This window comes from Methylomonas lenta, assembly GCF_001644015.1.
GTDB classification, from domain to species: Bacteria; Pseudomonadota; Gammaproteobacteria; order Methylococcales; family Methylomonadaceae; genus Methylomonas; species Methylomonas lenta.
Genome location: NZ_LUUI01000128.1, coordinates 1 through 11,252, shown reverse-complemented (window position 1 = coordinate 11,252; position 11,252 = coordinate 1). Strand labels below are relative to the sequence as shown.

Annotated in this window: 17 protein-coding genes; 14 read left to right on the top strand and 3 right to left on the bottom strand. The window is 46.2% G+C overall.

The features are described from left to right. Positions 1-158: 158 nt before the first annotated feature. Both A1359_RS22885 and A1359_RS15940 read right to left on the bottom strand, forming a co-directional pair. A complete protein-coding gene (locus A1359_RS22885; protein WP_196437606.1) occupies positions 159-314 on the bottom strand; it encodes a hypothetical protein in 156 nt (51 codons plus the stop codon). Positions 315-436: 122 nt separating this feature from the next. Then, positions 437-691, bottom strand: coding sequence for an ogr/Delta-like zinc finger family protein (locus A1359_RS15940; RefSeq protein WP_066985322.1), 255 nt, complete (start codon positions 689-691; stop codon positions 437-439). A 183-nt stretch (positions 692-874) separates the two neighbouring features. Here A1359_RS15940 and A1359_RS15935 point away from each other — a divergent pair, with 183 nt between their 5' ends. Both A1359_RS15935 and A1359_RS23695 read left to right on the top strand, forming a co-directional pair. Then, positions 875-2,242, top strand: a complete 1,368-nt coding sequence (locus A1359_RS15935) for a hypothetical protein (RefSeq protein WP_066985319.1) — start codon at positions 875-877, stop codon at positions 2,240-2,242. A 137-nt stretch (positions 2,243-2,379) separates the two neighbouring features. Then, positions 2,380-2,649, top strand: coding sequence for a helix-turn-helix transcriptional regulator (locus A1359_RS23695; RefSeq protein WP_083960684.1), 270 nt, complete (start codon positions 2,380-2,382; stop codon positions 2,647-2,649). Here the strand turns inward: A1359_RS23695 and A1359_RS22880 are convergent. Further along, entirely contained in the window at positions 2,627-2,905 is a 279-nt protein-coding gene (locus tag A1359_RS22880; RefSeq protein WP_066985316.1) for a hypothetical protein, read from the bottom strand. The two genes, A1359_RS23695 and A1359_RS22880, sit on opposite strands and share 23 nt — an antisense overlap. 39 nt (positions 2,906-2,944) lie before the next feature. On the opposite strand from A1359_RS22880, the gene A1359_RS15925 reads away from it, so the two are divergent. The 12 genes from A1359_RS15925 to A1359_RS15870 all read left to right on the top strand — a co-directional run bounded on the left by A1359_RS15925 (position 2,945) and on the right by A1359_RS15870 (position 10,745). Next, on the top strand, positions 2,945-3,787 hold the full coding sequence (locus A1359_RS15925) for a hypothetical protein (protein WP_066985313.1): 843 nt from the start codon (positions 2,945-2,947) through the stop codon (positions 3,785-3,787). After that, on the top strand, positions 3,784-4,065 hold the full coding sequence (locus A1359_RS15920) for a hypothetical protein (RefSeq protein ID WP_066985311.1): 282 nt from the start codon (positions 3,784-3,786) through the stop codon (positions 4,063-4,065). The genes A1359_RS15925 and A1359_RS15920 overlap by 4 nt, the downstream gene beginning before the upstream one ends. Continuing rightward, positions 4,058-4,753, top strand: a complete 696-nt coding sequence (locus A1359_RS15915; RefSeq protein WP_066985308.1) for a hypothetical protein — start codon at positions 4,058-4,060, stop codon at positions 4,751-4,753. Before A1359_RS15920 ends, A1359_RS15915 begins: the two co-directional genes overlap by 8 nt. Positions 4,754-4,878: 125 nt before the next feature. Continuing rightward, positions 4,879-5,739, top strand: a complete 861-nt coding sequence (locus A1359_RS15910) for a toprim domain-containing protein (RefSeq protein ID WP_083960683.1) — start codon at positions 4,879-4,881, stop codon at positions 5,737-5,739. After that, positions 5,739-7,247, top strand: coding sequence for a primase-helicase family protein (locus A1359_RS15905; RefSeq protein WP_066985305.1), 1,509 nt, complete (start codon positions 5,739-5,741; stop codon positions 7,245-7,247). Before A1359_RS15910 ends, A1359_RS15905 begins: the two co-directional genes overlap by 1 nt. After that, complete coding sequence (locus tag A1359_RS22540) at positions 7,244-7,570, top strand: hypothetical protein (protein WP_157200578.1); 327 nt, start codon at positions 7,244-7,246, stop codon at positions 7,568-7,570. The genes A1359_RS15905 and A1359_RS22540 overlap by 4 nt, the downstream gene beginning before the upstream one ends. An 87-nt stretch (positions 7,571-7,657) precedes the next feature. Then, entirely contained in the window at positions 7,658-7,975 is a 318-nt protein-coding gene (locus A1359_RS15895; RefSeq protein WP_066985301.1) for a hypothetical protein, read from the top strand. Between the two features lie 71 nt (positions 7,976-8,046). After that, positions 8,047-8,409 (top strand): hypothetical protein, encoded by a 363-nt coding sequence (locus tag A1359_RS15890; protein ID WP_066985299.1) that lies wholly within the window; start codon positions 8,047-8,049, stop codon positions 8,407-8,409. A 52-nt stretch (positions 8,410-8,461) separates the two neighbouring features. Then, entirely contained in the window at positions 8,462-8,716 is a 255-nt protein-coding gene (locus A1359_RS15885) for a hypothetical protein (protein ID WP_066985296.1), read from the top strand. Positions 8,717-8,770: 54 nt separating this feature from the next. Beyond that, positions 8,771-9,400, top strand: coding sequence for a hypothetical protein (locus tag A1359_RS15880; protein ID WP_066985293.1), 630 nt, complete (start codon positions 8,771-8,773; stop codon positions 9,398-9,400). After that, the gene (locus tag A1359_RS15875; RefSeq protein ID WP_157200577.1) at positions 9,354-9,737 is read left to right on the top strand and encodes a hypothetical protein; all 384 of its coding nucleotides are present in this window, start codon (positions 9,354-9,356) and stop codon (positions 9,735-9,737) included. Before A1359_RS15880 ends, A1359_RS15875 begins: the two co-directional genes overlap by 47 nt. Positions 9,738-9,752: 15 nt before the next feature. Beyond that, on the top strand, positions 9,753-10,745 hold the full coding sequence (locus A1359_RS15870; RefSeq protein WP_066985288.1) for a phage integrase: 993 nt from the start codon (positions 9,753-9,755) through the stop codon (positions 10,743-10,745). Positions 10,746-11,252: the final 507 nt, after the last annotated feature.

The following is an 11,252-nucleotide window of genomic DNA, read 5'->3' as shown; positions in this document are numbered from 1 at the left end:
ACAACAAAACAGCCACAGGTCACGGTTTACGCCACATTAGTTGTTGTAAACAGTTACAACAAGACTACAACAATTAGTCAAAATCAGCTTGAAAGCGATCCCATTACGACCATGCTGTCGATGATACCGAGCCGGACAAACTCCAATCCATCCATATGTTAGCTTTCGACAATGCGAACACTTTTGAAAACCGCCATCATGCGGTCATATTCTTGTTTCGAGATAGCTTTTTGAGTGGCTTCACGCATTTTCTGGTTAAAACGTTGGGCATCTTTGCCATGAAGTACCGGCGTGTCCTTTACCTTGCTTGCCATATAATTTGCTCCAGTATTAGCCGGACGTTATCGCCGCTTATCGTATTTAGTTAAACCTTGACGAACTATAATACACCGCCATAAATTAGGAGCAAAGCATCTAAAAGATGTTTTTAACCGGATCAATCAATCGCACCCTTCAGCAGCTCCAGGCGTTCGTCTTTGCTGAGATTACTTAATAAATTGACCGCCAGTTGCATGGTCGTTTGACGCGGCGGGTTAAGGTAGTGCTTGAATCCCAGCGTGGTGACAAACGTAGCGAAGCAATCTTTATTGGTGCAACTGCAATACAAATCAGCGACGGTTTTTTCCTCGTTCATATTATTGCGGGAAGTGATGATGGCTTTTTGTTGGCAGTTGGGGCAGTGAACAATCATGAGAGGCCTGGTCAGTGATCGAAAGCGCTTATTATGCCTTACTAGCGGCAAAGCTTGGCTGTTGGCGAAAATTTGATTATCATCCCTTTAACCGGATAGCTTTAGCGGGCAACAAGCGGGTTTCGTCAACCCGTTTCCGGTTAACCCTTCTTGACGACTTTCACTTTGACGGGGTGAATATCAATGCTGGTTTATTTTCAAGGGCGTGGCGATTGGTTCTTTAATGACAATCCAAACAACAAATTTGGGCCACTATTGGCACATAACTTCGTTTTTAAAGACACTGAAACCGGAGAAACCGAATCAACCAATGAATTTTTTCGGCTTTATGATGGCATTGACCAAAAACGATGCAACGAGTTTGTTGGTGTTTTTAAATTAAGCAAGAAAGACATAGCTATTTATTTGAGTTCGAACAATCTTGATCATGTTGAAGAATTACGTCCTTGTGTCCATGAATACAGTGGTTTCTATATCAGTCTTGAGGAAAACGATTATTTAAGCTTATCGAAGAATGATTTCGACAATTGTTTTTTTTTGATTCAAAAAGAAATTGATATGAGTTGTTTTGAGCACAAGAAAATTTCAAATATTCCATACGTTATCAACAACATGTTGACTGTGTATAACGAGTCAGAAGCCAGTGATTCATTTAGTGAGAATGACGGAATTGATCAAGATAAACCAATGGTTTATTTCCGTGGACATGGTGATTGGTTTCTAAATGATGATGGCTCAGGCAGTGGATACACGCGAACCAAGGTCGAACATAGAGTGATCGATCCCGATCATCCAAGAACGCAACATAGTTTTTTTTATTGGCCTAACGATGTTATTGACGGAGTATTTCAGTTAACCGACTCGGATTATTCGAAGTACCGTTCTGTCGGTAGCATCAATAAGGAGGAAATCACCCGATTATCACCATGCTGCCACCCGGATAGTGCATTTCACAAGCTAGTTGATAAAGGCCGGCTTCCAGCGGAAATATTTGGCAATTGCTATTTCGAAATCAAAAGAAACCGATTCCCTGAATTAGCTTTAAAACGCCGTCCGGAACGGCGTGATATCGGAAAATTAGACTGGTCTTTGGAATTTATCAAAGTAACAGACCAATCTGTTTTGGATAATAAACTGAGCCATCACGCAACCACTTATCATGATTCACCTGTTGAAAATAAAATAGATAAGACCACACCAAAAAAACTAAATAGCAATAGAAATTCATCGACTCATGAAAATAGAGTTGAAAGTATCAGTAAATTAGTTGTATGGCTTATAGCAGAAGCTAAAAAAGACAATGAAGAGCTTGATCCGTTTAATTTGGATTTAACAAAAAAAGAGTTGTTTGGAATTTTATGTGCTTGGGAAAAGAAACGAGATAACTATTGCGATCGGACCTGGCGAAAATTAGCAAACCTTGATTCGTGCAAAAAGACTTGGAGGCATATAAAAGAAAATATTTGCAACGTGAGAGGGGAAGGCGCACCGAGTAAGGAAGCCAAAAATGTTAATTTTTATGAAAAGATTATGCAAAAAATTAATAAATAAATTCATAGTGTTACATGTTTTTTGAATATGGGTTGTAACCCAGATAACCCAAGTTACCCAGTTTTTTTATCGAATAAGACCTCAGAGAATAACGGCGTACGCAGTTGAACATAATCAACTAATGAGGAGTTATTCAAATGCAACAGGTTTCCGCAAAAACACAATCCATATCAAAAAAGCGAAAAAAGGTCACGTACGTCCCAAAGCCACTTCCTAACGATCCGGATGCGGTTGTTCGGCTGCCTTCAGTTTTGGCTGTGTCAGGCATGTCGAGAACCGCGTTTCTCAACGGCATAAAGCTAAAAATATATCCACCAGGTAGGCTTTTGTCACCACGATGCCGCGTATGGACTGTGGGCGAAATACGGGAGATGCTGGCCAAGCTCAAAAACGGGTGTGCAGCATGATTTTATTGACATGCAAAAACCTTAGCGCTATTCTTTCGACCGCTGGCAAAAAAACAGCAACCGGGAGTCGAAACCTGGTCAGAAGTGGCGTTAAGACGCCGAACACAGGCGTTTTTTTATGCGCGTCATTCAAGCACAGCATTAAAAGTTGTGTTTTTTCAATGGCGGGCTTATCAGGGCAGCGTTCGGCGCTGGCTGCATCCACTTCGCAGTTTTCGACCCCTTTTAAGCCCGTCTCCAGTGTCGTCGAAAACATTGCAGGCGGTTTTACCTACTCAAGAAGTGGAGTTACCGCATGAACACCCAAGCCACAGACGAAATCCGCCCAATCATTAGCTATAGCGATGAATCTGTAAAACTCAATGCTTCCATATCCGGAATCAGTGGGATTTACCATCGATTGATCGAGCAATCCGCTATAGATAATTGCCTGCATCACAATTTACTCGTATGCCTTGAAAGCCATGCAGAAGATTTAATTAACGTCTGCAATGCGATAGATAAACTTTCCGGAGATCACGCTGCCACAATCAAATTTAACGGTAAAAATCGCCGGATTAAAACCTATGGCGGCGCTGCCGTACAGCTCAACAAATCCATATCCTCAATCAACAGTATTTTCCACCTGTTGATCGAAAATTCATTCAAAGGCATTCCGGCAAAATTCGATCTAATCGTTTGCCTGAAACACGAAGCCGAACAATTGGTCAACGTCTGCAAAACCATGCTTGAGCAAGCCGAAGCCGTAAAGCCTGTTCAAAACAAACCGGCCACTATTTATTTGGTACCCAGTGCCGGCGGTGTCGAAAATCGTCCAAAAACCATGACATTCGGTGGCTACATGAAACGACAGGCCGATGAAATGGGCTTGCAACCGATACCGTTAGAAGCGGATTTGCTGATACAGCGCATTCGTGCCGGTGGTCATTCAGGCCAGTTTCTGGCCGATGCTTTTCTAAGTGCCTACCGTAAAAATCACCCATTCAAACATGCGCTATTTGAACTGATAAACCTGGATGCCGAAGGTTTCCGATTGTTCCATCAAATATTGCACATACGCCACGTGCCAGGCTGGGACGACGATGAACTGTACCGCGTTGAACAGGCAATTGTTTCGATTGTGGGAGGTGGCCAATGAGCGCTAACGCCAACAATTCAGAATACACACTCAAGCATTTACGGGATAGAGCCGAGCGTTTTCAAGACGAGGTTAGCAAGCTGAAAGCGCTGGATTATTTACTGAGTAGCAGCACCGACGATAGCTTGCGTGAGCTGTCATGGTTAATTTCACCCATTGCCATAAGCCTGAATGAAATCAGAGAGGAGATGATGGAATTTTTCTACACACAACACACTGAAGTTACCACTAAAGCCAAAAGCGATAAAAAAGCCAAACCGGAGTCAGTCAATGTCTAAGTCAATCCAAACCCCAGCAGCTCACCGCCGTTTGTTAAACGCCATGCTCAGCGAGGTGGTTCTGCAGTTTTGCACAACGCAAGCGGCGCAAGGCAAACCAGAGGCCGATAACGAATTGTTGACCTTGCTGGCCATGGCCAAGCTGTTTGATGTCACGGGCGCGGCAGTCTACGAAGAGAAGTTCAATCTATCGCCAAGCGTGTATGACTATTGCCCGAAAATTCAGCAACCGACTTTCGATGAAATCGCGCTACGGATGGATGCCTTACAGCGACACCTTGAAAACCTGGGTACGTCGGAAGCATTTTTCACCCGGCCTTGGCTGGGCGGATTGCTGCGGCTGTCGGCCAACTTGGTGGGTGCTATTGATTGGCTGGCCGGGGAATCCGAGCCGGTAGAGATTGGGACGGCACTGGCGACCGCCATGGAGAATGCAACGGCTGATTTTAGCCATCGGCTTTCACCGATTGGCGACACCGATAACACGCTGGCCATGGTCGATTCGGTCAATATGATGGGATCAAAAGCGGAAGCGGTGCTGACAATGCTGGGCAATACATTTGCCGAGGATGGGGGCACGGCCAGGCCAAGCGACGATGCGGTGTTTTATGCGCTGCGGTCGGTCGGTGATGAGATTGCCGATATCAAAGCCACAGTGAGTGCTTTTCATCGACAAGCAAAAATTTAACCCATAAAAAAACCGGCTAAAGCATTTTGAGGAGGATGCCGCCGGTTCTTTAATCAAAGCTTCTACTGCTCAAAAACCAATGACAGTTTAGAAGCTTTTTGCACAGTTCGCAAGGAGCTAAAGCAATGAATTTTAATGAATTAATAGACGCCGTACGCGCCGATATGGCCGCGCATGGCGTTGTTCCAGCAGATAAACTAATCGCCGATGGCGCGATGCACCGGGCCAGGCATGTAGACGACAGATCAAGCAGTCTTAACATAAGCTACATAATCCACCCAGACGGCAATGGATCTTGGTGGTTCGAATATTTTCCACTGTCTATCAAAAAAACCGGCACGCTTTCGGGCACACGCAAGCCGTTGTCGTTATGTGAAAGAAGGCTAATTTCCGAAGAACAAAAACGCCGCCAAAACGAACGCCGCGCACTACAAAAGCAAACGGCTGAACGGGCCGCGCGTATCTGGAAGGACACAAAGCCGGTTTTTAGCGCCGACGAACATTCTTATTTACAACGCAAGGGTGTTAAGCCGTTCGGTATTCATATGAGCGGGAATAATCGATTGATCGTGCCGTTGTATGCAGAGAATCGAAAAATGATGAACCTGCAATTTATCGACACCAACGGCGACAAGCGGTTTCTATCAGGTGGAAAAAAGAAGCATTGCTTTAGCGTGATCGGCAATTCCACCGATTGCAAACGCCTATTAATTTGCGAAGGTTGGGCCACTGGCGCAAGTCTGCATGAAGAGCTGGGCGTATTTGTCATGGTGGCCATGGATGCCGGCAACCTGGAACCGGTAGCGCAAGCCGCGCGGCGATTGTTTCCCGATGCTGAAATTATTATCGCCGGTGATAACGACGAAAGCGGCACCGGACAAGCATCCGCACGTAAAGCAGCGCTGTCTGTATGCGGCAAGGTGTTGATTCCTCAGCAGACCGGTAAAGACTGGAACGACGTTCTGACCATGGATGGAGTCGCTTAATGGATTCCGCCACAGAATTTAGAACAGAGCTTTACGAAAATTTAGCCGAGCAAGGCGAAATACCGCCAAAACGCAAGGCGGTAATCGATATCGAGCGGGATTCGGTAGATCCGCGCGGTGATATGGCGCAGGCACAAGCCAAGACGACAGCCACGCCGGCAACCAAGCCGGCAGGCATTCATCAAGTTACCGCCAAACAGAATAAAACCCCGGTCGCAAACTGGGCGGACGGTGTTCCTATCACACCGGACGATGTGAGCGAACTCGCCAACATGAACGAGCTGTATTGCCATGCCATGCTGGGCGGTAAGAATGTGATTGTCGGTCGCCGTTATTGTCAGGTGCAGGGTCAAGTATTTACCTTTGAATCGCCGGCGGAGTTTAAGAAAAAGTTTCTTCATGAGAAAAAAATCAGCGGCAAAAACCGGGGCCAAGCTTTTCTTGAGTGGCCAGGCAAAAACATCAAGCTGGGCGGCACCGGGTTTTTTCCAGATCCACAAAAATGCCCGCCAGACGCATTGAACTTTTTTCGCGGTTTACAGGTTGAGCCAATGGCCGGCGATGTGAAGCCTTATCTTGACCATTTAAAACACGTTATGTGCGCAGGACACGAGCCGTCTTTTAACTACCTGATTGGCTGGATGGCGCACCTATTCCAAAAGCCTGACATCAAACCCAGCGTGGCCGTCGTGTTGAAATCGGTGGAAGGCACCGGCAAGGGTACGATGGCCGAACCGTTGCTAAGAATATTGGGAGCCCACGGCAACAAGACCAATGGTGCTTATGCGATTGCCGGACGGTTTAATGGAACGGTGGCTAATCGACTGTTGATATTTGCCGACGAAGTGGATTTGACCGATAAACACGTGGCCGACCGACTGAAAGGCATTGTGTCTGAAACCACAGTGAACATGGAACGAAAGGGCCTGGAGATCGAGCCATTGCCGAACTATTGCCGGCTAATATTCGCCAGCAATCACGCCAGAGTGTTGAATGCCGGCATACGAGAGCGGCGTTATTTGGTGCTGGAGCCGTCCGACAGGTACGCCCAAGACTCGGCTTATTTTAAAAGGCTTTGGTCCTGGATAGAGAACGACGGACCGGCAAAATTACTTAACTACCTGCTAATCGTCAACATAGACGACTTTAATCCGTATTCCTGCCCACAAACGGCTGCCTTAATCGCCGAGAAGCTGGGTAATCTGAAAGGCGTTAATCAGTTTTTCTACAACCAGATTACTCAAGACGAACCGTTCGGCGGTCGGGCGCGTATTCATGCAACCGAGTTGATCGATGACTTTATGGCCTGGAGCGTGGAAGAAGACGAGAAAGTCACCAAGGCCGCAGCGGCAAATCTTACTGGCCGCACCATGGCAAAATTGGGGATAGAGGTACATGGTCGTTCAGCTAGAGGAAATGGCAAGTTTTACGAATTACCTGACAAGGCGGTACTGGTACAGCAATTCGCCAAAATGCTGGATGTACCGGAAGAGGCCTTGGAGTCATGAAAATTTCAAAATGCCGTTTTTTGCTGTACCAACTGTACCACCAACAAAAAACAACGCTATTTCAGTATCTTAAGTGGTACAGCAAATATTTAATTAACTATACCGTATCTATACCAACTAAACCAAAAGCCGATAATTCGCTTAAAAGTGGTACAGCTGGTGTAGTTGGTATAGCAACCATACCAGCAACTACACCAGCTGTAAGCCTCGCAATTCGTGGCTTGCGGCGTAGTGGTACAGTTGGTATGGCAAAAATCGACTTTTTTTTGTTTTTTTTATTTTGGCGGCTTTTTGAGGAGAAACCGCTTTCATGGTGGAGGTGAATAGCTAAACACAGTTGCAAGGCCGGGCTTGAGGAGCAGGCGACCGACTGTAAGCGGTCATTATCAAAAACCAATTGAGATTTGAAAATGACAAACAACATTAATGCACTGGCGGAATTACGCCGACAAGGCTTGGAAGCCGATATTTATAAGGCCCGTTTGCGTGTATTTCCACGCCGGCGGATGACTCGGGCGGTTTGCCGGTTTGTAACCGCAAACTTAGCCGCGATTGTGGATGGTCTGATTGCCGAGCAGGCAGCCAGGACCAGCAAAGACGAATTTTTATGGGATTTGCCGATGAAAATCGGCGTCGAGCACTTTGGCTTTGAAATCGATGCTAGGGAGATTATCCCGCAGCAGCTCAACGGCGAATTGTTTGGTGGCGTACCCGCGCCAAGTGTTTGAAAGGTAGGGCTTGAGGAGTCGGCGCCGGCCGTTAAACGGATTTTTCTTAATGATCATTTTGGAGAACGAACATGGCTTTAACAACATTACCCGTCAATTCACCTGCTACCCAGTTACGGGTTCAGGGCTTTGGACTTGCCTTCATGACGGCACATTTAATCGTCTATCCACGACCAAAAATCACTAACACAGTTAGACAGTTTGTCGTAGACAACCTGGAATCGATTGTGGACGAGTTGAATCTCGAGGGATATTACTCTAAGAGCTCAGACCCCCTTGGATATGAAGCCAAGAATGGCGGGGATTCGCTGCGGTCGCAGGGCGTTTTAATTTGGGGCTTAAATGACGAAATGCGTTTGCACCTTGGCGCGAAACCGATTGATTTGGTCACTCAAAGCATCCCCGATTCCATGAACGGCAATTTGGAGATATAGGTTTGGCTAGGGCTTGAGGAGCTTTTACAAACTACAACTAAGGATTAATGAAATGCCACACCAAAATTTATTATTAAAAAGCGCTGCTAGCAAGATCGGCGGCGCCATGGATAAGATTAAATTCAATGGGTCACTATCGACTGATGAACTCCAAAAAATTCGCACCGATATCGAGGAGGCTCGCAGCGATTTGAGTGTTTTTAGCTCGGTCAATCAAGACCCGACTGGATTCTCGGAGGCACTGGGACGATCAATTGAGCTGATGGACAGAGCTTTGCAAACTTTGGACTCACCCAACCTTATTTAACCCTACTGGCCAGGGCCGGTCTTAGTGCCGGTCCTGGTTTCTGGAGATAACATTATGAATTTATCACACAAGACCTATACAGAACTGAAACAGGACGCGCAAACCGTACGCCAGGCCATTATCGACAAGCAGGCCGAACGCCAAGCAATAGCGGATGACATTGCTATTTTGAGCGAAAAAATCGACAACTTAAGCCGAACATTGCAGCGTGAAGAACATGCCGCGGCTAGCGCATCAAGGCTTAAGCAGCCAACCATGACGGCCTTAGAGTTCATTGCACACCGTAAGGAGCTGGAAGCCATGCGGGCCGAATTGCCCGGACTGAATGAAGCCGTGGCGTTTTTGGATAGGTTTATAAACGAGTTTCATGGTCAGTTGAGGCTGATTAACAGCTGGCAGGAGCGGAGGATTCAGCTGTCTTCTAAGGATTTAGCGCCACAGTTGGCGGCCCGTATTGCTGATTCGCTGGGTGACGACTTCAAACTGTTGGTTGCTGCCGTGGTTGTGTCGAATGAAAAGTCTATGGGGTATTCCCTGGATGTCAAAAGCTTGTTTTTCAGAGAAACCAGCATATCGGTTTTCAATGAGTTGCTTAATATTTTGACCAAAACGGAAGGTTATCAGTTGCCTGATTTAAATGCCGCAAAACAATGCGTTGCTGAACAATTGGAAGCGGTTGCGTAAGCGGTTTGGTAATAACTTGGCAGGCCGAAGGCTTTATAGTTTCGGCTTGCCACATTTAACTTTGGAGTTTGTCGCTATGAAGTGTGAGCAAGTACAAATGATTTTAGCTGGCTTGGAGAACAGGTTTCAGCTTATGAAAATCAACAATCAAAATGGTCAGAATGGTATTGAGTTGGCTCAATTGATAAAAGAAGTGCAGCAATTGGCCATGAAATTACCGTTTAACGATCCTGGAGTTAATCAGTTGATTAGTCAGATGAACAGTTTTTCTGAGAGCTGTAAGAATGAAATACCCGACCATAATTCACGGCGGGCCGGTAAATCACAATACTTTTAATGAAGTGGTATTGCCATGACAGTTAAACCGGAAAGCGATGGAAAATGGCGTGTTCAGATAGACCGAAAGGGCATGCCACGCACACGACGCGGCGGCTTTGCCACCAAGGAAGATGCCGAGCTGTTCGAGCGGGAACACTTGGCCGAGCACCGTATCCAATACGAGCAGAACCTGGATAAGCGATCTTTGAAGGAATTGATAGAAGCCTGGTTTATGTATCACGGCATCAACTTGGCGGACGGTGAGCGCCGCCGGCGGGCATTGTTGCAAATGGCCACCGATTTTAAAAACCCAGTGGCCAGCCAATTAACAGCCGAGCAGTTTGTACAGTATCGCTTTCGTAAGACCCAAGGCGAGGATGCCATAACATTCAAGACCTTCAATAATTTGCACGGTTATTTAGCGGCGGTATTCAATCGTTTGAAAAAACTGAAGGTTATCAATTACAACTCGCCGGTGTGCGAAGTGGACTTTGTGAAGATCCAGGAGCGGCAATTAAGTTATTTAAGCCGGGCCCAGATCGATGAATTGTTGCAGTCGATCACAAGCTATTGTGTGAATTTGTCTACCTGGTACGTCACGCAGATTTGTTTAAGAACCGGATCACGTTGGAGTGAGGCAGAAAAATTGAAGCGTAAGCAGTTGCATAATGGCCGGATTACCTTTGAATTCACCAAGTCGAAGAAAACCCGAACCGTGCCGCTCGATCCGACCTTTTACCGGGCGCTGGAAATATTCGCGGATTACAAGAATCCGGAGGACCGATTGTTCGATAACTGTATCGGTTCATTCCGCCGGGCCGTGAAGCGCACCGATTTGAATTTGCCGCGCGGACAGATGACCCACATATTGCGCCATTCGTTTGCTAGCCATTTTGTCATGCACGGCGGCAACATCATTTCACTACAAAAGATTCTCGGTCATGCCGATATCAACATGACCATGCGTTACGCGCACCTGGCACCGGATCATTTAAAGGACGCGGTTACATTAAACCCGCTGGCATAGGCCGCTTGATCGATACCACCGCCTAACTGAAGCTGGACTAGTTGGCGATGTTTGTTGTAGCTGTTGTAACGTGTTGTAAGTCACCTACAACACGATCAACGCTAGAGAATTCAATGCTTCAAAGGGTATTTATTATTGTTGTTGTAATTGTTGTAGTACCCACTAGTATTTTTAGAACCGGATAATAAGCAACATCACGGTTTACCGGATCGTAGCAGACGTTTGGCTAAGGCTCGATCGAGGTACAGCAGAACCACAAAGCCAAGACCGAAAATCACTCCTCCTCGCCTGCGGGGTTTTTGCACTAATTTTGTGCAGTGAAATCATTAACGTATCTGAAAAATCGATTATATAGCTACCATAACAGGCCCATCACAGCGTAGTGTCTGCCGTTACCTTGGCGGCCAGTGAACCAACGCGGCTGAACATGAAAATATTGCCTTTTGAATTTCGCTTATAATCATGGCTGATAGTTAAAATATCTTTAATAATCAGTGTCTTATGATA

Excerpts from the sequence above, each read along its gene's own strand:
- A1359_RS15895 (WP_066985301.1), top strand. The coding sequence starts at position 7,658 with ATGACAAACAACATTAATGCACTGGCGGAATTACGCCGACAAGGCTTG.
- A1359_RS15885 (WP_066985296.1), top strand. The coding sequence starts at position 8,462 with ATGCCACACCAAAATTTATTATTAAAAAGCGCTGCTAGCAAGATCGGC.
- A1359_RS15920 (WP_066985311.1), top strand. The coding sequence starts at position 3,784 with ATGAGCGCTAACGCCAACAATTCAGAATACACACTCAAGCATTTACGG.
- A1359_RS15910 (WP_083960683.1), top strand. The coding sequence starts at position 4,879 with ATGAATTTTAATGAATTAATAGACGCCGTACGCGCCGATATGGCCGCG.
- A1359_RS22885 (WP_196437606.1), bottom strand. The coding sequence starts at position 314 with ATGGCAAGCAAGGTAAAGGACACGCCGGTACTTCATGGCAAAGATGCC.
- A1359_RS15890 (WP_066985299.1), top strand. The coding sequence starts at position 8,047 with ATGGCTTTAACAACATTACCCGTCAATTCACCTGCTACCCAGTTACGG.
- A1359_RS15935 (WP_066985319.1), top strand. The coding sequence starts at position 875 with ATGCTGGTTTATTTTCAAGGGCGTGGCGATTGGTTCTTTAATGACAAT.
- A1359_RS23695 (WP_083960684.1), top strand. The coding sequence starts at position 2,380 with ATGCAACAGGTTTCCGCAAAAACACAATCCATATCAAAAAAGCGAAAA.
- A1359_RS15925 (WP_066985313.1), top strand. The coding sequence starts at position 2,945 with ATGAACACCCAAGCCACAGACGAAATCCGCCCAATCATTAGCTATAGC.
- A1359_RS15905 (WP_066985305.1), top strand. The coding sequence starts at position 5,739 with ATGGATTCCGCCACAGAATTTAGAACAGAGCTTTACGAAAATTTAGCC.
- A1359_RS15875 (WP_157200577.1), top strand. The coding sequence starts at position 9,354 with ATGCCGCAAAACAATGCGTTGCTGAACAATTGGAAGCGGTTGCGTAAG.
- A1359_RS15870 (WP_066985288.1), top strand. The coding sequence starts at position 9,753 with ATGACAGTTAAACCGGAAAGCGATGGAAAATGGCGTGTTCAGATAGAC.
- A1359_RS22880 (WP_066985316.1), bottom strand. The coding sequence starts at position 2,905 with ATGTTTTCGACGACACTGGAGACGGGCTTAAAAGGGGTCGAAAACTGC.
- A1359_RS15880 (WP_066985293.1), top strand. The coding sequence starts at position 8,771 with ATGAATTTATCACACAAGACCTATACAGAACTGAAACAGGACGCGCAA.
- A1359_RS15915 (WP_066985308.1), top strand. The coding sequence starts at position 4,058 with ATGTCTAAGTCAATCCAAACCCCAGCAGCTCACCGCCGTTTGTTAAAC.
- A1359_RS15940 (WP_066985322.1), bottom strand. The coding sequence starts at position 691 with ATGATTGTTCACTGCCCCAACTGCCAACAAAAAGCCATCATCACTTCC.
- A1359_RS22540 (WP_157200578.1), top strand. The coding sequence starts at position 7,244 with ATGAAAATTTCAAAATGCCGTTTTTTGCTGTACCAACTGTACCACCAA.